Raw genomic sequence first — 21,259 nt, forward strand, 5'->3', positions numbered from 1 at the left:
GCCCCTCAGACGTCGGCGCTCAGCCCGTAACCGGCCGGCATGCGCCGTGCGAGGCGCTGGCGGTTTTCCGCATAAGCGCGCATGGCCTCGGCGACCGTGCCACGATTGCCGTCTTCACGGCGGGCGCGCAGGTGATCGGAAAGCTGATGCGCAAGAAAGCTCGCCGCCGGAGGCACGGGCTGCCGGCCCCGATCGGAGCGCGGCCCGGCGATTACCGGCAGGTGGAGTCCCGATTCGGAACCTTTTGTCGGGCGATGGCCCTGCATGACGCTTCCCTTGTGTCATTGCGGGCCGTTTGTTTCATTTTGAGACAGTTTATGGGGCCCGTACCCCATACTACGCAATCAGCGTGCCAGTTGATAAGGGTTTGTTAACTTTTCCCGCTCCTGAGATGCTATTCGGCGAGCTTGCGGCTCAACCATTCAAGGGTCGGATCCTTGAGCCCCAATTCACTCAAATGCGCGGCGGTGTTGATCACATAGTCCCGGTTCGGGCCGGCATTGCCGTGGCCCTGGCGCACCAGACGCAATTGTTCTTCGCGCGGCAGGTGCCCGGCATACTGGATGTGAGCGGGATCAGCGAGATAAGTCAGGGCCGGCACTGTGACGCCGGAGGCGAGCCGGATCGGGCGCCAGCGCTCGTGATAAACGTTGTTCTGTAATTCCCGGGCGCGCAGATAGTCGAGCACGGGCGGCCAATCGCTTTGCCGGACCGCGAAGGCAACGCCACGGCACGATCCTCCGCGTTCGAGTCCAAGCACCAGGCCGGGGGTTTCCGGTGTGCCGCGATGGGTAAAAGAGTAGATGCAAAGCTGGCGGTGAGCGCCGTGCAGCAGGGCCGGCTCGCGGGCTGCGAACTCGAAACCGGGCCGCCAGATCAACGACCCATATCCAAAAACCCACTGCAAATCGTCGGACACGCCGGCCTCCTCGTGACGCATTCATTTACCCGCCCGCGATGCGGCAAGGCAACAGGTGACGCGGCGCGCGAACCGGTCTATGACACGGCCATGCGCCCGTTTGTCATTCTCGGTTTCATCGTCATCCTCGTCGCCGCCATCTGGACAGGGGGCTGGTTCTATGTCGCCAACCAGGTGTCGGGGCAGCTCAACTCACCGCTCGCCTTTGACGGGCCGGATGGCGATGCCAGCCTTGATTGCGGCTCGTCCTCAGTGGCCGGGTTTCCGTTCCGCTTCGATGTGCGCTGCAACGATGCACGCCTTGCCTATCAGGACTATACCGTCACCACGCCTCAGCTGAGCGTGACCGCGCTTGTCTACCGGCCCAACCATTTCATCGGATTCGCCGAAAGCCCGGTGCGGATTGCCGATGCGTTTTCGGGCAGCGAGACCGAAATGGAGTTCGGCAATCTGGAGGCAAGCCTGAGGTTCGAGGGGTTCGATTTCGCCGACCCCAGGCTCGAGCGCTTCTCGGTGGTTACGGACACACTCAAGCTGACCAATCTGTTGTTCGGTAACGAGATCTTCGAGGCCCGGCATGGCGAACTGCATCTCGTCAAGACGGTCGATGAGACCGACGGGCTGATGGCCTTCGTGACGGCCGAAGGCATTGAAAGCCCCGAGGCGGGGCTTGCAGGTGGCAGCGTGTCGGTCGAGGCACTGTTGAGCCAGTGGGACAACCGGGTGGCGGGCTGGGCCGAAGATCAACGTTTGAGGGCCTGGCAGCAGGCAGGTGGCGAACTGGCGATCGAGACGCTCGACTTCAGCGCCGAAGGGATGTCGCTCGATTTGACCGGCACGGTGGCGCTCAACGAGAACGGGTTCGCCGAGGTCGAGGCCGAAGCGGAATCGCTTGGGCTGATGGACAAGCTCGATCTGTCGATGCTGGGCGATTTCGCACCGCTGATCATCGGGGTGCCGGACGAAAACGGCATTTATCGCACTCCGGTGACGATCCGGGACGGCAAGCTTTTTGCGCCGTACCTGCCCACCCCGATCCTGGCATTACAGACCCAGCCGGCCTTCTAGTTCGCCGGCCTATTCGGCGTCGTCGTCCTTTGATGCGCCGGCGCCGCGCCCGAAATCGGGCATGGGCGTGTCCTGGCCAGCCTCGATGATATTGCGGCGGATGTCGCGGGTGCGGGTGAACAGGGCCTGCATGCCGGGACCGTCGCCATTGCGCACCATGCGCTGCAAGGCGCTCAGGTCCTCGGAGAACCGCCCCAGCATCTCGAGCACGGCCTCGCGATTGGTCAGGAACACATCGCGCCACATCACCGGATCGGACGCGGCGATGCGGGTGAAATCGCGAAAGCCGGAGGCCGAAAACTTGATGACCTCGGACTTTGTCACTCCGGCCAGATCGTCAGCAGTGCCGACAATATTGTAGGCGATCAGGTGGGGCAGGTGGCTGGTGATGGCGAGCACAAGATCATGGTGCTTGCATTCCATCACCTCGACCGCGCTGCCCATTGCCGACCAGAAGGCGCCGAGCTTGTTGATCGCGGTCTCCTCGGTGCCTTCGACCGGGGTCAGGATGCACCAGCGGCCGACAAACAGTTCGGGAAACCCGGCATCGGGGCCGGAATTCTCTGTGCCGGCAATCGGGTGGCCGGGAATGAAATGCACGCCATCGGGCACATGCGGTGCGACGACATCGACCACATATTCCTTGACCGAGCCGACGTCAGTGAGGATGGCGCCGGGCTTGAGGGCGCCCGAAATGGTCTCGGCAATGGCGCCGTAGGCACCGACCGGGGCGCACAGAATGACCAGGTCCGCACCCTCGACCGCGTCTTCGGCGCTCAAATGGTAGGACGTGCCGAGATCAAGCGCCCGGGCACGTTCGAGAGTTTCCTCGCGCCGCGTTTGGACCGCGATCTCGTCGGCCAGCCCCAGCGCCTTGACGGCGCGGGCGATCGAAGACCCGATCAGCCCGATGCCGATCAGGGCGATGCGCTGGAAGTGCGGCGTCTCAGCCATTATTGCCCAAGTCCCTTGAGGACCTCGGCGACCTTGCGCATGGCCTCTTCGGTGCCGATCGAAATCCGCAACGCATCGGGCATGCCATAGGCGCCCATCTCGCGCACGATGAGGTTGTTCTTGGTCAGCAGGGCATTGGCGTCTGCAGCAGTGCGGCCTTCTTCATCAGGGAAGAAGACGAGGATGAAATTGCACTGGCTGGGCAGCACGCGCATGGCATTGCCGCTGAGTTCCGCGGTCAGCCAGTCGCGCCATTTCGAATTGTGCTCGCGCAAGCGGGCGGTGAAACCGGTATCGCGGACAGCGGCCTCGGCGGCGGCGAGAGCCGCGCCATTGACGTTGAACGGGCCGCGGATGCGGTTGAGCACATCGACGACATGGGGCGGGCCGTACAGCCAGCCGACTCGCAGATTGGCAAGACCGATCTTGGAGAAGGTGCGGGTCATGACGACGTTTTCGGAGCGATCGACGAGGTCGATGCCCGGCTCGTAGTTTTCGTCGTCGATGTATTCGGCATAGGCCGCATCGAGCACCAGCAGGATATCGGGGCGAAGGCCCGCATGCAGGCGCGCCAGCTCGGCCGGACCGATATGGGTGCCGGTGGGATTGTTCGGGTTGGCGAGGAAGACAACGCGGGTCTTCTCGGTCACTGCGCCGAGAATAGCGTCGACATCGGTGCGGTAGTCGTTTTCGGGCGCGACCACCAGCTCTGCGCCGGCGGCGCGGGTGACGATGGGGTAGACCAGAAAGCCGTACTGGCTCATCACGGCTTCCGTGCCATGGCCAAGATAGGCCTGGGCGATCAGGTGCAGCAATTCGTCCGAGCCGGCGCCGACGACCAGCCGCGACGGGTCGAGGCCATAGGTCTCGCCGACGGCGGTGCGCAGTTTTGCTGCGCTCGAATCCGGATAGTCGGCAAGCCGGTCGGCCATCGCCTTGAAAGCCTCGACGGCCTTCGGGCTGCAGCCGAGCGGGGACTCATTGCTCGAGAGCTTGATCGGTGCGGTGGCGCCCGGCGCGCCGGATTTGCCGGCGACATAGGGCGCGATTTCGAGAATGCCGGGTTGCGGCTGGGGACGTTCGGTCACTGTGATAATCCGGGGTTTGGGCCACGGGCGGCATGAATGCGGCGCACCATAAGGGCAAGGGTTTCAGCGTGTAAAGAAAAGTATCAAACCCGGCGGTTGCGCTTCAGCCCCGGGTCGGGAGGGCCGGTTGCGGGGCCATTTCCGGCAGGCGGACAAAGCGTGAGGCCCGCTGGCGCCGGGCGATGGCAGGATAGGACTGACGCAGGGCCCGCACCACGGTGGCACCGGCCAGCGCTGAGCCCAAGAGCCTGCCGCCGCCCTCGAACAGTCGCGCGGATTTCAGGAGCGGCTTGAAGTCGGCGGGCGGCAGATAGAGCACGTCGCGCCAAAGCTCGGGGATGAAGGAGTGGGATTTGAGGAGCTGGCCGAGCTGGCTTTTCGAGAAGGGGTGGCCATGCCCGAAGGGCGTGTTGTCGCGCTGGGCCCACAATCCGCGGCGGCGCGGCACGACGACGATCAGCCGGGCTCCGGGCGCGGTGATGCGCCAGAGCTCGCGCATCAGTTCTTCGGTGTCGGCGACGTGCTCGAAGGCGTGAACAGCGACAACTACATCGATGGCGGCATCGGTGAGCGGGAGTTCGAGCGGATCGACCAGGACAGATTGGGTGGGGGCGTTTTTCGGCCAGTGTATGATCCCCTGGCGCGCCGGCATCATGGCAATGACGCGCTCGGCATGCTCGCGGCATTGGGAAAGATAGGGGGTCGCAAAACCAAGCCCGACGACGCGCTGGGCGGTTACATCGCCGATAAGCTGGTGCACAGCGTCCGACACAAGTGTTCGCGCAATGCGCCCCAGCGGTGTGCGGTAGAACTCGACAAGTTCGGTAATGTCGATGGCCATGGCTGGTTGGGCTCCCCCGAAGCGTGCCGGCTTCGCCGGTCCAATCTGCACCAGCGCGCCGGACCCGCCAACCCTGATCAAGGTTGCAATCCGGCCGGGCGGTGACATCGACATGTTGCCAGAGCCGGGGCGAAGCCCCTAGTCTCGCGCCGCGGAAAAGGAGAACGTCATGGGATTCGAGATCGAGAGCGGCATCGTTCTGAGCGATAACTATGCGGTGCTTGTGCATTGCCCGGAAACCGGGCGCACGGCAGCGATCGATGCGGCCAGTCCCGATGCCTATGAGGCGTTGATCGGGCGGACGGGATGGCAGCCGGACACGGTGCTGATTACGCATCACCATGGCGACCACACCGACGGGATTGCAGCGCTCAAGGCTAAATATGGTGCGCGCGTGATCGGCCCGAAAGGTGAGGCGGACAAGATCGAGGGGCTCGATGAAACCGTTGGCGGCGGGGATGTCGTCGAGTTTGGCGCAGGGCGCTTCGAGGTAATCGATACGCCGGGCCACACTTTGGGGCATATCTCCTATTTCGATCCCGAGGGACCGACGCTGTTTTGTGCCGATGCGCTGTTTTCTCTCGGCTGCGGACGGATGTTCGAGGGCGATCCGGAAAGCATGTGGGAAGGGCTCAAGCGGCTGAGATCATTGCCGGATGAGACCACGGTCTATTGCGGGCACGAATATACGGAGGCCAATGCGCGCTACGCGATGAGCGTCGACGGTGACAATGCGGACCTGCAGGTGCGGGCGGCGGAAGTGGCCAAATTGCGGGCCGGGGGCAAGCCGACGGTGCCGTTCAATCTCGGTATCGACAAGAAGGCCAACCCGTTTCTGAGGGCCGATGACCCGGCGCTGGCGCGGCGGATGGGGCTCGACGGCGCCGAGCCATTCGAGGTGTTTGCCGCGATCCGCAAGGGCAAGGACAACTTCTAGGCGTACCATCACGGCGCCTGAAACGCCTTCAGAATAGCCTGTAAATCGCCCGGAATCACACGAGAATCGGCCGTAAATCCAAGGCCCGGATTTACGGCTCGGGACGGGTTGTGTCCGGATGCGGTCTCAGGCGACGTTTCTGGCAGGCGAGCGGGTGGCGCGCTCGAGGTCCCAGACCATGGCCAGCCGTTCGGCGTCGTCGCGCGGACTGGCGATCTGGTAGGCCGCGCTGGCGCGCCCGAGAGCGGAGCGGAACAGGTTGCGGGTGGCCGGGTCCTCGATCAGCTCGAAGGCGGTGCCGCACCAGCTCACGCGCTCACCGGCCCCATCGGTAGCGGCCAGCACGGAAATCATGGTGTCACCAACCCTGAGATCGGCCAGGGGCACAGGGCGCAGCCAGTAGTGGCGGCCGGAGCGCCCTATCCAGCGCACCGATTCTGCCGTTCCGTCATGCAGTGTCGGGGTCGTGTGATGTCCCATTGCCCTGCCTTTCCCTGTCTCCCGGGACGAAGAACATAACTAGAACAAATGCGTTCAATCGTCAACAGGGTTTGTTAACCCTCTACCATATTTATGGGGTTTCACAAAGATTTATTCAATATGTAGTGTTTTGCCTTGGGTCCGGGCCGCAAGGCGTTCGCGCATTTCCGAATCAAAGGGGCGGGCCAGCCCCGCATCGACCGCCTTTTGGATGAGTGCGTCGGATTCGGTCTCGATGGTCTCGACCAGGCGGGCCTGGAAAGTCTCGGTATCGAGGCCGGGCGGGATCGGCGGCATGATGTGCATCTCGGCGGTGCCGGGCCAAAGAATAAGGCTGTTGCGGCCCCAGAACAGGCCCGAATTCAGCGCCACCGGCACCACGGGAACGTTGAGTGCCGAATAGAGCTTGGCGGTGCCCCAGCGATAGGCCGGGTCGGCGAGCGGCATGCGGCGGGTGCCCTCGGGATAGATCACGACCTCGCAATCGCGCGACATGGCCCCGCGGACCCCTTCGATGAGCTGCGGCATGGCCTCGCCACCGCGCTTGCGGTCGATGGTGATCGTCTCGTATTTGCGCGCGGCGCGGCCGAAGAAGGGGATGTCCATCAACTCCTTCTTGGCGATGAAGGCGGGGCGCGGCAGATGCGGCAGAAGCGCGAGAATATCCCAGTCCGACTGGTGCTTGGCGGCGATCAGGCAACCGCCCTTGGGGATGTTCTCGGCGCCGGTGACACGGGTGCGGATGCCCACCACCCAGCGCAAGAGAAACAGGCTCGAATGGAACCAGTAGACGGCGATGCCAAAACCCATGCGCCCCGGCAGCACATAGCTCAACAGTGCGACGATGATCGCGAGAATGGCGGTCTGGCCGAGAAACAGGGCGTAAAACAGCAAGGAGCGAATGGCCTGAACGATCAAGGGGCGATTCCGGTCTGGTTGCAGGTCTGGTTTACGGGGCGCGGCCCCGGCAATCGGGTGCCGCTATCTAGCGCAAAGCCTCAGGAATTGAAAATGCCAAGCCGCCGCGGCACGGTCTTCGCCCGATCGCGGTCTCATGCCCCGATCTGGGAAAGGAAGCGGTTGACGGTGAGCCGCGAGGTCCAGGCGGTGAGACCGGCCATGATGAGCACCATCACCACCAGCCCGAACAGGCCTGCCAGGCCCGGCAGGAAGCCGCCGAAAAAGGTGGTGAGCTGGCTGGCATCGGGCGCCGGCAGCACAGAGGCGGTGATGAAGCTCGCCAGCATGAAAAACACGAGCGCGCCGCCGCCGCCAATGGCACCGCCCTGCAGGCCGATGGTGAGGAACCGGCCCTGGAAGGCGGTGGCGATATAGCGGTTCGAGGCCCCGATGAAATGCAGGACGTCAACGATATCGCGGTTCTGGGCCATGGTGCCGCGCGTCGCAAAGACGATGGCGAGCGCAGTCGCGGCGAGGATCAGCAACAGCACAAGCGTTCCCGAGATCACCAGCGTGCCGGCCATGGCGTTGAGCTGCTGGCGCCACAGCGCGTGTGTCTCCAGCGTGGCACCGGGCACGGAAGCCGAAAGGTTCTGCCTGAGCGCCTCGATATCGGCATTGCGCGGATCATCGAGGGTGACAACGATCAGGCGCGGGATTTCGAGCGAGGTGAGGTCGAGCCCATTGCCGAGCCAGGGTTCAAGCAGATCAGTGCCCTGTTCGGCGCTGAGCGCGCGGGCCGACCCGACGCCGCTGGTCGATTCGGCGAGCGCGACGGCATCGCGAATGCTGGCTTCCATATCCGCGCCCTCGACGGGGCGGACCTGAATGGTCAGTTCGCGCCCGATATCGGACGACCAGGCGATGGCCGATTGCTGCACGAGGATCACCCCGCCCAGCGTGATGCAGCTCAAAAACGTCATGATGGCGATGAGCAGCATGAGCGTGCGCCCGGCGACCGAACGGCGGGGGACGATGGCCATGCCATCGGGGCGGGTTCCGAACAGGGCCTCAAACATGGGCGGTCACCGTGCCGTTCTGCAGCGTCATGCGCGGATAATCGAAGCGCTTGAGCAATCCGGTCTCATGGGTGGCGACGATGATCGTGGTGCCCATGCGGTTCAGTTCGACGAACAGGCGCAGCAAACGATCGGAGAGCTCGGGATCGACATTGCCGGTGGGTTCGTCTGCCAGCAGCAAATCGGGTTTGGAGATCACCGCGCGGGCGATGGCCGCGCGCTGTTTTTCCCCGCCGGAAAGGAGCGGCGGCAACACATTCATGCGATTGCCCAGGCCCACCCAGTCGAGCAATTCCTCGACGTTCTCGCGATAGGCCTCGGGCGGCTGCCCGCGCACGGCGAGCGGCAGGGCGACATTCTCGAATGTTGTGAGGTGGTCGAGCAGGCGGAATTCCTGAAAGACGATGCCGATATGCCGGCGCATCTGCAACAGCCGGTCGCGCTCGAGCCGGGTGACGTCCTGGCCGAACATTGAAATGCGGCCGCGGCTGGGCCGCAGCGAGAGAAGCAGAAGACGCAGGAGCGAGGTCTTGCCGGCGCCGGACGGGCCGGTGAGAAAATGAAAGGATCCGGGAGAAATCTCAAAGGTCAGATCGCGCAGGATTTCCGGGCCGAAGCCATAGCGCAACCCCACTTGATCGAACTCAATCACCCCGGCCCCTTTCGAATCATCTGAGCGCGTGGATCATAACAGCACCGCCCTGTTTTGGCCCCCGTGTGAACGGCCCCGATAGAGCGCAATTGCGGCGCCTTTGGGGAGATTTTAACACAATTGCCGCTAGGGTTTGGCGCCCGGCTGCCCCTGGTGGCCGGGCCCAGTTTAATGTCCCGGCCGGCTTTCGATGATCATTACCTGCCCGCATTGCCACACCAACTACCAGGTGGCCGATCAGGCGATCGGCGAGAACGGCCGTTCCGTGCAGTGCGCGAGCTGTCACCAGTCCTGGCATGCGGACCGTGCAAGCGCCCGTCCGCCGGTAGCGCAGGTTGCGGTATCAAGCGAAGAGGAAGAGGCGCTCGATGCGGCCATGGGGGCCGCGGAGCCGGCGCCGGCGATCCCGGTCAAGACAAAGACCGAACCACCTTCTGAAGAGCCCGCTGAAACGGGCGACGCACCCCCCGCCGCCGCCAAGGGCAAATCGAGGCGCAAGCGGCGCGGGCTTGGCGAGCGGGCGCAGGCGCGGGTGGCCGCGCGCAGACGCCGGGCGATTGCCGCAAGGCTGCCGGCGGCCCGGATCCGGCGGATATTCGGCAGCACCATGCTGGTGGCGGCGGTGGCGATCCTGATCGGTTTTTTCACGCTTGCCGGCCCCATTGTCAGGCTCGTGCCCGATCTCGCCTCGCTCTATCGGCTTGTGGGCATGAACATCAATATCGTCGGGCTCGACTTCTCGGATGTGCGGACCGTGCGCGCCTCGAACAATGGCCATGAATTGCTGGTGATCGAGGCCCGGGTTTCCAATGTGACGGAAAAGCTCGTCTATGTTCCCTCGGTCCGGGTGACGCTTAACGATGCCGAAGGCGAACAGATTTATGAGTGGAGCGTTGTACCCAACGCGGCGGTGTTACAGGCCGGAGAAAGCATGAAGTTCGAGACCCAGCTGGCGGCGCCGCCCCCGAATGTGGCCGCTGTGCGCTTGCGATTCGAACCCGGGAAACGTATCCCTGAGACACCGTCAATCGTCACCAATAGTGTACGAGGACAGAACTGATGGCGCGGATATTGCTGGCCGAAGACGATCAAAGCGTACGCGCCTTTGTGGCCCAGGCCCTGGCGATGGACGGGCATGAGGTTGTCGAGACCGAGGATGGCGGGCTCGCTGCCGAGGCCCTGATCGAGCAGGAAGGCCGGTTCGACCTGCTTTTGTCCGATATCAAGATGCCGGTGATGGACGGGATCGCCCTGGCGCTGACCACGGCGGACCAATATCCCGAGATCACCATTCTCCTGATGACCGGCTTTGCCGACCAGCGCGAACGCGCGCACGGGCTCGAGGCGCTGGTCCACGACGTAATCCCGAAACCGTTCGAGCTGGCGGTTTTGCGCGACAAGGTCGCCGAGGCGCTTGATGGACGGCCTGCCGAGGTCGTTTCGCTGGCCGACCGCGCCGCCAATGACGAGTAGGGGCTCAATAACGGGCTGAAGTGGCCTTCTTGGCGGGAAGGACTTCCCGCCGCTGGATTCCCGTTTTCACGGGAATGACGGCTGTTGTCTGGAAGCGGGATTGCTGAACCGCTGCGCTGTCCCGGGCTTGACCCGGGACCTTCATGCCAAGTGCGGACGGGCCCCGGCTCGGGGGCCGGGGCGGCGCGAGAGGATGCGCCCCGTGCTCTAAAGCCAGTCCGGGACTGAATCCAATGCAATGAGGTCCTCGATCGATTGCCGGGGGCGGATGGCATGGAAGCGGTCGCCATCGACCAGCACCTCGGGCACCAGCGGGCGGGAATTGTAGGTTCCGGCCATGACCGCGCCGTAGGCGCCCGCGCCCATCACCGCGATCAGCCCCGCTTCGCCGACCGCCGGGAGTTCGCGACCCCGGGCGAGATAGTCGCCCGTCTCGCAGACCGGGCCGACCACATCGCCATGGACACGGGTCGTGCCATCGGCCTCGGCGACCGGCCAGATGTCATGCTCGGCCTGATAAAGGGTCGGGCGGATCAGATCGTTCATGCCCGCATCGACGATCAGGAAGGTGCGCTCGGCGCCCTGTTTCACATATTCGACACGGGTGACGAGGATCCCCGCATTGCCGGCGATGACGCGGCCCGGTTCGACGATCAGTTCGCAATCTAGATCGGCGGTATGGCGCAAAACGACCTTGGCATAGTCCTCGGGGCCCGGCGGGGCGCTGACGCCGGCAGCATAGGGGATGCCCAGCCCGCCCCCGACATCGACGTGATGGATGGCATGGCCTTGCGCGCGCAGATCGCGCACCAGCTCGTTGAGCAGGCGAAAGGCATTGTCGAACGGGTCGAGCGCGGTGATCTGCGATCCGATATGCATATCGACGCCGCGGGCTTCCAGATGCTCCAGTTCGGCGATGCGCCGATAGACCGGGTGGGCTCGTTCGAAGGGGATGCCGAACTTGTTCTCGGCCTTGCCGGTCGAGATCTTCTCATGGGTGCCGGCATCGACGTCGGGGTTGATGCGCACCGAAACGGCGGCCGTCTTGCCCATGGCTCCAGCGACAGCGTCAAGGCGTTCGAGCTCGGGTTCGGATTCAACATTGAAGCAGCGAATGCCGGCCTCGAGACCGCGCCGAAGCTCAGCCTCGGTCTTGGCGACGCCGGAAAAAACAATCTTGTGCGGCGCGATGCCGGCGGCAAGCGCGCGCTCGAGTTCGCCCAGCGACACAACGTCCGCGCCCGCGCCTTCCTTCGCCAGCAGGGTCAGGATGGCCTGGTTGGAATTGGCCTTCATGGCGTAGGCGATCAGGGTTTCACGCCCGGCAAAGGCCTTTTGCATGACATTGATATGGCGCCGGAAGGTGGCGGCCGAATAGCAGTAGAACGGCGTGCCGACGGCATCCGCGATTTCCGTCAGCGCGACATCTTCGGCGTGCAGCACGCCGCCGCGATAGGCAAAGTGATGGACCATTTTCCTCAGGCGTCCTTGCTTGCGAGCGCGGTGCGCCAGGTTTCGACCTGGGTGCGGACATTGTCGGGCGCGGTGCCGCCAAACGAGGTGCGCGAGGAGACCGAGGCCTCGACCGAGAGCACCTTGAAGGCGCGGGCATCGAGCCGCTCGTCGACGGCCTTGAAATCCTCGATGGTCAGCCCGTCGAGATCGCAGCCCTTTTCCTCGGCTTTGGCGACCAGCGTGCCGGTGATGTGGTGGGCGTCGCGGAAGGGCACATTGGCGACCCGCACCAGCCAGTCGGCCAGATCGGTGGCGGTGGCGAAACCGGCCCCGGCGGCGGCTTTCATCTTCTCCCGGTTGACCGTCAGGTCGCCGACCATACCGGTCATGGCGGCGAGCGCCAGGGACAGGCTGTCGAGGGCGTCGAAGGTCATTTCCTTGTCTTCCTGCATGTCCTTTGAATAGGCGAGCGGCAGGCCCTTCATCACGGTCATGATCGAAGTGAGTGCGCCGAGCACGCGGCCCGGCTTGGCGCGGATCAGTTCGGCGGCATCGGGATTGCGCTTTTGCGGCATGATCGAGGAGCCGGTCGAGAACTTGTCGCTTAGTTGCACGAAGCCGAATTGGGGGGTGGACCAGATCACAAGTTCCTCGGCGAAGCGCGACAGGTGAACGGCGCAGATCGCGCAGGCGGCCACGGTTTCCATGACGAAATCGCGGTCGGAGACGGCATCGAGCGAGTTGGCGGCTGGCCGGTCGAAGCCGAGGGCTTCTGCCGTCATGTGCCGGTCTATGGGGAAACTGGTGCCCGCCAGCGCGGCGGCGCCAAGCGGGCTTTCATTGAGCCGCTTGCGCGCATCCTCGAGCCGGCCCGCATCGCGGCCGAGCATTTCGACATAGGCGAGCATATGGTGGCCGAAGGTGACCGGCTGGGCCGACTGCAGATGGGTGAAGCCGGGCATGACGGTATTGGCCTCGGCCTCGGCGCGGTCGAGGAAGGCTTTTTGCAGGGTACGGACCTGGCCGATCAGCATGTCGATGGCGTCGCGGACATAGAGCTTGAAGTCGGTGGCGACCTGGTCGTTGCGCGAGCGGGCGGTGTGCAGCCGGCCGGCGGGCTCGCCGACCAGTTCCTTCAGCCGCGCCTCGATATTCATGTGAATGTCTTCGAGCGCGCGCGAAAAGTTGAACGAGCCTTGTTCGATCTCGGCTTTGACCGCTTCGAGTCCCTTGATAATCGCATCGCGGTCCTCGGCCGTGAGGATCCCGGTTTCGGCCAGCATGGTGGCATGCGCGACAGAGCCTGCGACATCCTGCGCATAGAAGCGTTTGTCGTAGCCGATCGAGGCGTTTATCTCTTCCATGATGACGTCGGGTCCGGCCCCGAAGCGGCCACCCCACATGCGATTGCTCATATCAGCACCGGTAAATCCTATGACAGACAATGGCCCCGCCCCCGAGACCGCGAACGCGAAAGCACCCTCACGCCTTTGGCGTCTGGGGGTGCTGACCGCAGTGGCGGTAGGTATAGCGACCGCCCTTTGGTGGAGCAATGGCGGGGTGACAAACAATCTCTTCGGGGGTTCGGGCGGGTCCTGTGCCGCCGATCCGGCAGCGCGCGAGCGGATCGATCAGGCGGCTGCCGGCGAGCTTGCCGCCTTCCGGGCCACGGCCGAAGGGCGTGACCATAACGATCTGCGGTTCCAGTCGCCGGAAGGCCAGACGGTCGGCTTCACGGCGCTGCCGGAAAAGGTGCGGCTGGTCAATTTCTGGGCGAGCTGGTGCGCGCCCTGCCGGGCGGAGATGCCGGCACTCTCGGCGATCGAGGAGAAGTTCGGGGGCGAGAATTTCGAGGTGACGACGATCAATCTCGATATCGGGGATGACGGTATCGGCAAGGCCAAACAGTTCATCGCCGAAACCGGCACCGGCAATCTGCCGCTTTATTCGGATCAGACATTCAAGAGCTTCGACACGCTCAAGCAGAAAGGCGTGGCGATCGGCCTGCCGGCGACTTTGCTTTTGTCGCCCAAGGGCTGCGAGTGGGGCGTGCTGGCGGGACCCGCGGAATGGGATACCGAAGACGGACACGGGCTCATCGAGACCGCGATCGATCTCGCGCGGGAAGACGGTTCGAACGGGTAGGGACGGCGGCTGGCCTCAGATGGGCCGGCCTCAGGCGGATTTGTCGACCCGCGCGCCGGTGCCGGGGGCCGGCATGGCTTTGAGGTTCTCAGCCGACTGGGTGATCATGTCAACGAGCTGCTGCTCCATCTCATGATTCTTCTTGGTCATGAGCATTTGAGCGGTCTGCTGGGTCTGGGCCTGTTTGAGAGCAACGGCCTGAAGAGCGACTGACATATCCATGGCCCGAACCCTAGGGCCACAAGGTTAAGATAGCGTTCACCCTAACGCTGCGATTGCCACTGGCGCCGTTACCGGCCAAACAGCGCCAGCTCGCGGCGCTTGAACAGCGGGATCAGCGCCACCCCGGCGATGAAACCGCCAATATGCGCCCACCAGGCCACCGGATCGTCGTTCGGGATCAGCGCGAAGACGAGCTGGAGACCGATCCATGCCCCCAGCGCCCACAGCGCGGGCACCGGCACCGGCAAGGGAATGATCAGCCTGACGATCACCATTACCCGCACCTTGGGATAAAGCACCAGGTAGGCACCGATGACCCCGGCAACGGCGCCCGAGGCGCCGATCAACGGACCGCTGGAGCCGAAATTGAACAGCATGTGGGCGAGGGCGGCTGCGATGGCACACACCACATAGAAGACGAGGTAACGGGCATGGCCCATGGCGTCCTCGACGTTGTCGCCGAACACCCAGAGGAACAGCATGTTGGTGGCCACATGCCAGAAATCGGCATGCAGGAACGCGTAGGTGACAAGCGTCGCCTTGTCGGGCAGCAGGGGGAAGGGGTCGGCATAGATGCCCTGGACCACGCCGGGCACCATGCCGAAGGCCACGAAGAACCGGTTCTCGAGCGCCACAGGCATGGCAAGCTGGACGACGAAGATGAGAAAGGTCGCCAGAATGATCGACCAGTTCACATATTCGCGCTTCAGATACCGGATCGGGTTCGAATCATGGACCGGGTAGAACATTGAATGGCCCTCCCGGCCGACGACCTGGTTCGGGTCCTAGTTCTTGCCGGTGAAGCGACCCGGCTCCCACAGGACATCGTTCTTGCCCAGCCCGTTGGCGATGCGGCCCAGCACGAACAAGAGATCCGACAAGCGGTTGAGATAGCGCATTGCGATGGCCGAGGTTTCGGGTTCCGCCTCGATCAGCTCGGCGACCCGGCGCTCGGCACGGCGCGAAACCGTGCGCGCCAGGTGCAGCGCGGCCGAAAGCGGGGTGCCGGCAGGCAGCACGAAGCTTCTCAGAGGCTCCAGCTCCTCATTGAACTTGTCGATGGTGCGCTCAAGCCATTCGACCTGCGGTTCGGTGATCCGCAAGGGCTCGTGATACTGCTCGGCATCAGGGCCCGGGGTGGCAAGGTCGGCGCCGAGGTCGAACAGATCGTTCTGGACACGGCTGAGGACGGTGTCGATGCGGGTCATGCCGATCGCCGCCACCCGCGCCATGCCGACCGTGGCGTTGGTTTCATCGACCGTGCCATAGGCCTCGACGCGGAGGTCGTGCTTCTTGCGGCGCGGGCCGGAAACGAGCCCCGTGGTGCCGTCGTCACCGGTTTTTGTGTAGATCTTGTTGAGCTTGACCATCTCAGCTGCCTCCGCCCGGCGAGAAGACGAACAGGGCCAGCATCAACAGAACCACCGCCACGAATTGTGCGATCACGCGTGCGCGCATGAGTTTCTGGCTGAGATTGCCGTCGCCGCCGCGAAACATGTTCCACAGGCCGGCCCCGAGGATCAGGACGACGACCGCCAGGGCGATCATGATGAGAATGTTGATGACCATGGTCTAGGCGCTGCCTTCGTCATGCGGTTTCGAATCGGTCCCTTCGGTCAGGGGCCATGGCTTGCCGTCTATATAACCCTTCATCAGCTCGCCCAACAGGTCATAGACTACGCGGATGCGCCGCGCGGTGGTCAATTCCCGGTGCGTGACCATCCAGACCTCGAGCGGGGGAATGTGCATTTGCGGCAGGATGGCCTCGATCCCGGGGGTCAGTTCAATGAGCTGGCCCTGGGCAAACGAAATGCCGAGCCCGGCCCTGACCATCTCCCATATGAGGGTCTGACTGTCGGTGCGATAGATGAAATCCTCGCGCCTGAGTTCGTGTCCCATGGCCTTGGCGACCCTGATGATGTCCTCGGATTTGTCGAAGCCGATGAGATCATGTCCGCGCATCTCCTCGGCCGTGTGTGGCGTGCCGCGCCGGTCGAGATAGGCGCGATGGGCGCAGGCGCGGATCGGCATCTGGCCGATCTTCTTGCCGATCACTTCGAGCTGGCCGGGACGGAACATGCGGATGGCGATGTCGGCCTCGCGCAACAAGAGATTGCTCGCCAGATCGGAGGACACCAGTTCGAGCTGGATTTCGGGATATTCGGCACGGATCGAGGGCAGGAGATGCGGCAGGACAAAGTGAGACACCGCGTCTGATGCGGTGATGCGCACACTGCCTTCCAGCGTTTCGGCGGCCCCGGCGGCCAGGGTGCGGGCATGCCCCAAGGCATCGCGGGCGCCGATCACCGAGGCGGCGAGCTTCTCGGCCATGGCGGTCGGGTGCAGGCCCCGCGTGGTGCGCTCAAACAGGACCGTCCCCAGCGCGGTCTCCAATTCCTCGATATGCCGCCCGAGCGTCGGCTGAGAGGCGCTGAGCTTGCGGGCGGCGGCCGAGAGCGACCCCGCTTCGAGCACGCCGAGAAACGAGCGCCACAAATGCCAGTCCGGTTCCAGGTCGGCCATACGCCGTGCCTCCTATTCTATTCAAAAATGAATGAATAACTTTCATTCTTGGCTGAAGTAAATTCAATTATGAATTGATAGATTGATCTCGTCAATCACGGGAGATGATCATGAAGGGTTCAGTCACAGTTCTGGGTATCAATGGCCGGATCGGCCAGGCGGCCGCCACGGCCTTCGTCAATGCCGGGTTCACAGTTGCCGGTTTCGGGCGGTCGGCACGGGCAGTGCCGCCGGGCGTTACGTTCCGGCAGGGCACGGTCGAGGATACCGCCTCGCTCAAGGCGGCGATCGCGGATGCGGACATTGTCGTCAACGCGCTCAATCTGCCCTATCACAAATGGTATAACGGGCGCGCCGAAGCCCAGCTCGAGGCGGCGATCGCCGCCATGAAGGACAGCGGCAAGACGATGCTGTTCCCCGGCAATGTCTATAACTATTCGCCGGACCAGCTGGTGCTGCGGCCTGACACGCCGCAAAAGCCGCCGCATGAGCGCGGCGCGATCCGCAAGCGCATGGAAGACCGGCTCAAGCGCGCCGCCCGTGAAGACGGCATCCAGGTCGCGATCCTCAGGGCCGGCGATTTCTACGGGCCGGGCGCTTTCGAAAGCTGGTTCGATCTCGGCATTTCTCGGGATTTCGCCCGCAAGGCGATCACCTATCCTGGCGAAATGAAGACCGGGCACAGCTGGGCCTATCTGCCCGATCTCGGCCGCGCCTTCGCGGTACTCGGCGAAAAGCGCGATCAGCTCGGTGCCTTCGAAAGCTTCCAGTTTTCAGGGCATTTCGCGACCGGCGAAGAACTGGTTGCCGCGGTCCAGGCGGCACTGCCGGAGCGGTACAAGGTCAAGAAATTCTTCTGGTGGATGCTGGCGCTGATGGCGCCCTTCTCCAAGCTGATGCGCTCGGTCTACCAGATGCGCTATCTGTGGAAGACGCCGCAGCGGCTTGAAGACCCGCGGCTCGAGACGCTGCTCGGCGAAGGGTTTCATACCCCGTTCAAGGAAGCGGTGGCCCGGACCGCGCGATCCTATCTGCCGCAAGATCAAAAGGCCGGTGCGAGCGCCAGCGCGGTGGTCGTCGCCTAACCGGCGGCCGCAGATTGAAAGCCGAGCTCGCGGCGCAGTTGTGCCGCGCTCAACCCCTCATCTCTCAGGTCGCGCAGGCTCATCGAGCCGCGCGACTTTGAGAGCTTCTTGTCGTCATCGTCAGCGATCAGCTTGTGATGGCAGTAGATAGGCGCGGGCAGGCCGAGCAGGGTCTGCAAGACCCGATGAATGGCAGTGGCGAAGTAAAGGTCCATGCCACGGGTGACATGGGTGATGTGCTGTTCGGCATCATCGACGACAACGCTCAAATGATAGCTGGTGGGGGTGTCCTTTCTCACCAGAACACAATCGCCCCAGGCCATGGGGTCGGCGGCGATATGAGAAATGGCGAGCGTTTCAGCATTCATTTCGGCCCAGGTTAGCGGGCCGGTCCGCTCCAGTGCGGCGTCCATATCCAGACGCCAGGCGACGTTGGCGCCGCCGGCAATGCGCTGTTCAGCCATGTGCGGATCGAGATGGCGGCAGGTGCCGGGATAGACCGGCGCGCCATCGGGGTCGGTTTCACCGGTCGCGTTGGCGGCAATATCGGCGCGCGAACAGAAACACGGATAGATCAGCCCCTCGGCGCGCAGCCGGTCGGCGGCCAACCCATAGAGATCGAAACGGTTGGACTGGCGCACCGTTTCACCGTCGAAATGGATGCCCAGCCAGTCAAGATCCTCACGCATGGCGTCGACAAGCTCGGGCTTGCAGCGGGTCGTGTCGATATCCTCGATGCGCAGGATCAACTCGCCGCCGAGCCGTCGGGCCATGGCCTCGGCAAACAGGGCCGAATAGGCATGGCCGCGGTGCAGATGGCCGTTGGGGCTGGGTGCGAAACGCAAAACGGTTGGCGCTGGCGGCAAAATCGGTTGTGATGGATCGACCATCGTCCCTATTTCCTGACCCGCCGGTTCCTATCATGGCCCGCCCCGCCTCTCCAGCGCCGATCCGCGATCTCGACGTGCTCAATGCGCATCTCGATGCGCTTGTCGCGCTCGATCCGCGGCTTCATGAAGTGCGCGCGGTCTCCGGCGAGGTGTCCCTGCGGCCCGGTCAGCGCGGCTTCGCCGGTATTGCCACCATCGTCAACGCACAGCAGCTTTCGGTTGCGAGTGCCGGGGCGATCCAGAAGCGGTTCGAGGCGTTGTTCGACGGACAGGTGACGGGTGCGGCCTATCTCGCCCATCCCGAAGACGCGATCCGGGGATGCGGGTTGTCCCGCTCGAAATATGCAACGCTTGCGGGTGTGGCGGCGGCGGAACGGGACGGGCTTATCGATTATGATGCGCTCGAGGTTATGCCGCCCGAAGAGGCGATTGCGGCGCTGACGGCGCTCAAGGGCATCGGGCCGTGGACAGCGGAAATCTATTTGTTGTTTTGCCTCGGACATCCCGACATCTTTCCCGCCGGCGACCTGGCGCTGCAGAAGATGGTCGGGGTGGCGCTCGGCCATGAGGAGCGGCCCGGCGAAAAGCTGGTGCGGGAAATCGCCGAGGACTGGGCGCCCTACAGGGGCGCGGCGGCGCGCCTGTTCTGGCGCTATTTTGCCGCCACCAAGGAACGCGAAGGAGTAGCGTTGTGACGACTTCAACCGGGCTCGACGGCGTGCGGGTCGATCCGAAATCGGGCGGTTCCGCCAAGCAGCTGATGATCATCCTGCATGGCTATGGCGCGGATGGCGCAGACATGGCGAGCCTTGCCCAATTCTGGATGCACCGGTTTCCCGATATGGGTTTCGTGATGCCCAACGGGCCCGCGCCCTGCGACATCAACCCGGCGGGGTATCAATGGTTTCCGCTCGACGAGATCGACCCGATGACCATGGGGCCGGGCGCAGATGGTGTGCGTCCGGTGATCGAAGGGTTCGTGAAGGCCGAGCTCGAGCGGACCGGGCTCGGCTCCGAAGACCTGATCCTTGCCGGGTTTTCGCAAGGGGCGATGATGGCGCTCGATGTGGCCCTGCGGCGGTACGAGGCGGTCAAGGGTGTGGTCAGTTTTTCCGGATCGCTGGTGGCACCCAACTCGATCGCGACCAATCTCAGATCGCGTCCGCCTGTCTGTCTCGTGCATGGGGCCGAGGACGATGTGGTGCCGGCGGCCGCCAGCTCCCTGGCGCACCGGCTGCTGGGCGAGATGGATGTGAACAGCCGGCTGCTGATCGCGGAGAATACAGGGCACTCGATCCCGATGGACGGGCTCGGCTTTGCCACACTTTTCCTCACGGAACTGATTTCGGGCGTGTCGCCAGAACCTTAAGCAAAGTTCCGCGTCAGCTTCACACCGCTGACATATCCCGATAAGACTATCCCGAGCGTAATTTGTAACCCGAGGTGATTCCTTACCCCAAGGAGGCTGGTGTGACCGTCAACGTGTCACCCGAATCCCTTCCGGCCCTGGTCCTTAACGCTGACTATCGGCCCCTGAGTTACTATCCCTTGTCGCTTTGGTCCTGGCAGGACGCGATCAAGGCCGTTTGTCTTGATCGTGTGAACATCGTCTCGGAATATGACCGGGTGATCCACAGCCCCAGCTTCGAGATGAAGCTGCCGAGCGTGGTTTCTCTCAAATCCTATGTGAAGCCGGCGCGTCACCCGGCCTTCACGCGGTTCAATGTGTTCCTGCGCGACCGGTTCCAGTGCCAGTATTGCGGGTCACGCGAAGACCTCACCTTCGATCATGTGATCCCGCGCTCGCTTGGCGGGCGCACGACCTGGGACAATGTGGTCGCCGCTTGCGCGCCGTGTAACCTCAAAAAGGGCAACAAGCTGCCGGCGCAGATCAACATGCATCCCTGGCAGAAGCCCTTCCATCCGACCGTGCACGACCTGCACAATAATGGCCGGGCGTTTCCGCCCAACTATCTGCATGAGAGCTGGATGGATTATCTCTACTGGGATACCGAGCTTGAGCCGTAAGCGGGGTTTGTCCGCGGCGGTTCAGTCGCGGGTCTGGCGATAGAGCGAAGAGCCGAGCAGCACCACAATCACGAACGAAACAATGGCGTTCATACCGGCGAAGCTGAGGCCGAGAATGCGGATCTGCGGGCGGTCGCAGGGCACGACGCGCGAGGCGTCGAGATTGTCGAGATCGCCAAAGCTGATGCCGCCGCCCAGCCCCGAGCAGGTGTCCGGTCCCGGCCAGAAGCCCCATTCCACCCCGGCATGGTAACCCCCGAGATAGGTGCCCCAGACAAACAGCGCGGTAATGATGGTGGTCAGCGCGAGGCGCGCCGCTTTGCCCAGCTTTTGCCAGGCCCATAGTGTGACCGCCAGGAGCGGCAGGCCGATATAATAGGGCCAACGCTGCTGGTAGCACAGTTCGCAGGGCTCGAATCCACCCAGATACTGGAAGCCGAGGGCCGTCAGCAGGGCCAGAAGCGCCAGAAGAAATGCAGCGTTGGCTAGGTTGCGGTCGGTGCCAAGCGATGGGGTCATG

General features: G+C 63.6%; 27 protein-coding genes. 9 read left to right on the plus strand and 18 right to left on the minus strand.

The annotated features are described in order from the left end of the window. Positions 1-5: 5 nt before the first annotated feature. A complete protein-coding gene (locus tag G489_RS0115645; protein ID WP_029042311.1) occupies positions 6-266 on the minus strand; it encodes a hypothetical protein in 261 nt (86 codons plus the stop codon). A gap of 128 nt (positions 267-394) precedes the next feature. Continuing rightward, the gene (locus tag G489_RS0115650; RefSeq protein WP_029042312.1) at positions 395-919 is read right to left on the minus strand and encodes a gamma-glutamylcyclotransferase; all 525 of its coding nucleotides are present in this window, start codon (positions 917-919) and stop codon (positions 395-397) included. Positions 920-931: 12 nt separating this feature from the next. Here G489_RS0115650 and G489_RS0115655 point away from each other — a divergent pair, with 12 nt between their 5' ends. Then, complete coding sequence (locus tag G489_RS0115655) at positions 932-1,987, plus strand: DUF2125 domain-containing protein (RefSeq protein WP_029042313.1); 1,056 nt, start codon at positions 932-934, stop codon at positions 1,985-1,987. A 9-nt stretch (positions 1,988-1,996) separates the two neighbouring features. On the opposite strand, the gene G489_RS0115660 is transcribed toward G489_RS0115655, so the two are convergent. The 3 genes from G489_RS0115660 to G489_RS21015 form a co-directional block, all read right to left on the minus strand. Beyond that, a complete protein-coding gene (locus G489_RS0115660; RefSeq protein WP_029042314.1) occupies positions 1,997-2,941 on the minus strand; it encodes a prephenate/arogenate dehydrogenase family protein in 945 nt (314 codons plus the stop codon). Further along, the gene (gene hisC / locus G489_RS0115665) at positions 2,941-4,029 is read right to left on the minus strand and encodes a histidinol-phosphate transaminase (RefSeq protein WP_029042315.1); all 1,089 of its coding nucleotides are present in this window, start codon (positions 4,027-4,029) and stop codon (positions 2,941-2,943) included. The genes G489_RS0115660 and hisC overlap by 1 nt, the downstream gene beginning before the upstream one ends. A 103-nt stretch (positions 4,030-4,132) precedes the next feature. Then, positions 4,133-4,870 carry a class I SAM-dependent methyltransferase gene (locus G489_RS21015; RefSeq protein ID WP_035873278.1) on the minus strand — a complete coding sequence of 246 codons (738 nt, stop codon included), beginning with the start codon at positions 4,868-4,870 and terminating at the stop codon, positions 4,133-4,135. 169 nt (positions 4,871-5,039) lie between these two features. Here G489_RS21015 and gloB point away from each other — a divergent pair, with 169 nt between their 5' ends. Next, positions 5,040-5,807, plus strand: coding sequence for a hydroxyacylglutathione hydrolase (gene gloB, locus G489_RS0115675; protein WP_029042316.1), 768 nt, complete (start codon positions 5,040-5,042; stop codon positions 5,805-5,807). 126 nt (positions 5,808-5,933) lie between these two features. Here gloB and G489_RS0115680 read toward each other — a convergent pair whose 3' ends face one another. The 4 genes from G489_RS0115680 to ftsE all read right to left on the minus strand — a co-directional run bounded on the left by G489_RS0115680 (position 5,934) and on the right by ftsE (position 8,918). Beyond that, positions 5,934-6,287, minus strand: a complete 354-nt coding sequence (locus tag G489_RS0115680) for a hypothetical protein (RefSeq protein WP_029042317.1) — start codon at positions 6,285-6,287, stop codon at positions 5,934-5,936. A 111-nt stretch (positions 6,288-6,398) separates the two neighbouring features. Beyond that, positions 6,399-7,205 carry a lysophospholipid acyltransferase family protein gene (locus G489_RS21020; protein ID WP_051332727.1) on the minus strand — a complete coding sequence of 269 codons (807 nt, stop codon included), beginning with the start codon at positions 7,203-7,205 and terminating at the stop codon, positions 6,399-6,401. 134 nt (positions 7,206-7,339) lie between these two features. Beyond that, complete coding sequence (locus G489_RS0115690) at positions 7,340-8,266, minus strand: cell division protein FtsX (RefSeq protein WP_029042318.1); 927 nt, start codon at positions 8,264-8,266, stop codon at positions 7,340-7,342. After that, a complete protein-coding gene (gene ftsE, locus G489_RS0115695; protein WP_029042319.1) occupies positions 8,259-8,918 on the minus strand; it encodes a cell division ATP-binding protein FtsE in 660 nt (219 codons plus the stop codon). The genes G489_RS0115690 and ftsE overlap by 8 nt, the downstream gene beginning before the upstream one ends. A 190-nt stretch (positions 8,919-9,108) precedes the next feature. Here ftsE and G489_RS0115700 point away from each other — a divergent pair, with 190 nt between their 5' ends. Together G489_RS0115700 and G489_RS0115705 are read left to right on the plus strand one after the other, a co-directional pair. Beyond that, positions 9,109-9,978 carry a zinc-ribbon domain-containing protein gene (locus tag G489_RS0115700; protein ID WP_029042320.1) on the plus strand — a complete coding sequence of 290 codons (870 nt, stop codon included), beginning with the start codon at positions 9,109-9,111 and terminating at the stop codon, positions 9,976-9,978. Continuing rightward, entirely contained in the window at positions 9,978-10,391 is a 414-nt protein-coding gene (locus tag G489_RS0115705) for a response regulator (protein ID WP_029042321.1), read from the plus strand. Before G489_RS0115700 ends, G489_RS0115705 begins: the two co-directional genes overlap by 1 nt. 207 nt (positions 10,392-10,598) lie before the next feature. On the opposite strand, the gene lysA is transcribed toward G489_RS0115705, so the two are convergent. Next, positions 10,599-11,864 (minus strand): diaminopimelate decarboxylase, encoded by a 1,266-nt coding sequence (lysA, locus tag G489_RS0115710; RefSeq protein ID WP_035873164.1) that lies wholly within the window; start codon positions 11,862-11,864, stop codon positions 10,599-10,601. 5 nt (positions 11,865-11,869) lie between these two features. Beyond that, a complete protein-coding gene (argH, locus tag G489_RS0115715; RefSeq protein WP_029042323.1) occupies positions 11,870-13,261 on the minus strand; it encodes an argininosuccinate lyase in 1,392 nt (463 codons plus the stop codon). Between the two features lie 145 nt (positions 13,262-13,406). On the opposite strand from argH, the gene G489_RS0115720 reads away from it, so the two are divergent. Further along, positions 13,407-13,991 carry a TlpA family protein disulfide reductase gene (locus G489_RS0115720; RefSeq protein WP_051332728.1) on the plus strand — a complete coding sequence of 195 codons (585 nt, stop codon included), beginning with the start codon at positions 13,407-13,409 and terminating at the stop codon, positions 13,989-13,991. A 30-nt stretch (positions 13,992-14,021) separates the two neighbouring features. On the opposite strand, the gene G489_RS0115725 is transcribed toward G489_RS0115720, so the two are convergent. The 5 genes from G489_RS0115725 to G489_RS21025 form a co-directional block, all read right to left on the minus strand. Next, positions 14,022-14,213, minus strand: coding sequence for a putative motility protein (locus tag G489_RS0115725; protein WP_029042325.1), 192 nt, complete (start codon positions 14,211-14,213; stop codon positions 14,022-14,024). A 68-nt stretch (positions 14,214-14,281) separates the two neighbouring features. Further along, positions 14,282-14,962, minus strand: a complete 681-nt coding sequence (locus G489_RS0115730) for a rhomboid family intramembrane serine protease (RefSeq protein ID WP_029042326.1) — start codon at positions 14,960-14,962, stop codon at positions 14,282-14,284. Positions 14,963-14,998: 36 nt separating this feature from the next. Further along, positions 14,999-15,583, minus strand: coding sequence for a cob(I)yrinic acid a,c-diamide adenosyltransferase (locus G489_RS0115735; RefSeq protein ID WP_029042327.1), 585 nt, complete (start codon positions 15,581-15,583; stop codon positions 14,999-15,001). Between the two features lies 1 nt (position 15,584). Then, positions 15,585-15,782 carry a twin transmembrane helix small protein gene (locus tag G489_RS0115740; RefSeq protein ID WP_029042328.1) on the minus strand — a complete coding sequence of 66 codons (198 nt, stop codon included), beginning with the start codon at positions 15,780-15,782 and terminating at the stop codon, positions 15,585-15,587. A 3-nt stretch (positions 15,783-15,785) separates the two neighbouring features. Beyond that, complete coding sequence (locus G489_RS21025) at positions 15,786-16,736, minus strand: LysR family transcriptional regulator (protein WP_081691631.1); 951 nt, start codon at positions 16,734-16,736, stop codon at positions 15,786-15,788. A gap of 110 nt (positions 16,737-16,846) precedes the next feature. Here G489_RS21025 and G489_RS21030 point away from each other — a divergent pair, with 110 nt between their 5' ends. Continuing rightward, a complete protein-coding gene (locus G489_RS21030; RefSeq protein WP_162142447.1) occupies positions 16,847-17,821 on the plus strand; it encodes an NAD-dependent epimerase/dehydratase family protein in 975 nt (324 codons plus the stop codon). Here G489_RS21030 and gluQRS read toward each other — a convergent pair. Further along, entirely contained in the window at positions 17,818-18,711 is an 894-nt protein-coding gene (gene gluQRS, locus G489_RS0115755; RefSeq protein WP_051332729.1) for a tRNA glutamyl-Q(34) synthetase GluQRS, read from the minus strand. The two genes, G489_RS21030 and gluQRS, sit on opposite strands and share 4 nt — an antisense overlap. A 59-nt stretch (positions 18,712-18,770) precedes the next feature. On the opposite strand from gluQRS, the gene G489_RS0115760 reads away from it, so the two are divergent. From G489_RS0115760 to G489_RS0115770, 3 genes are all read left to right on the plus strand, one after another. After that, a complete protein-coding gene (locus G489_RS0115760) occupies positions 18,771-19,406 on the plus strand; it encodes a DNA-3-methyladenine glycosylase family protein (RefSeq protein ID WP_029042330.1) in 636 nt (211 codons plus the stop codon). After that, on the plus strand, positions 19,403-20,080 hold the full coding sequence (locus G489_RS0115765; RefSeq protein WP_035873172.1) for an alpha/beta hydrolase: 678 nt from the start codon (positions 19,403-19,405) through the stop codon (positions 20,078-20,080). Before G489_RS0115760 ends, G489_RS0115765 begins: the two co-directional genes overlap by 4 nt. Positions 20,081-20,181: 101 nt before the next feature. Beyond that, entirely contained in the window at positions 20,182-20,739 is a 558-nt protein-coding gene (locus G489_RS0115770) for an HNH endonuclease (protein ID WP_029042332.1), read from the plus strand. Positions 20,740-20,760: 21 nt separating this feature from the next. On the opposite strand, the gene G489_RS0115775 is transcribed toward G489_RS0115770, so the two are convergent. Next, a complete protein-coding gene (locus G489_RS0115775; RefSeq protein ID WP_029042333.1) occupies positions 20,761-21,258 on the minus strand; it encodes a disulfide bond formation protein B in 498 nt (165 codons plus the stop codon). Between the last annotated feature and the right edge of the window lies 1 nt (position 21,259).

Source organism: Cucumibacter marinus DSM 18995, from assembly GCF_000429865.1.
Classification (GTDB): domain Bacteria; phylum Pseudomonadota; class Alphaproteobacteria; order Rhizobiales; family Devosiaceae; genus Cucumibacter; species Cucumibacter marinus.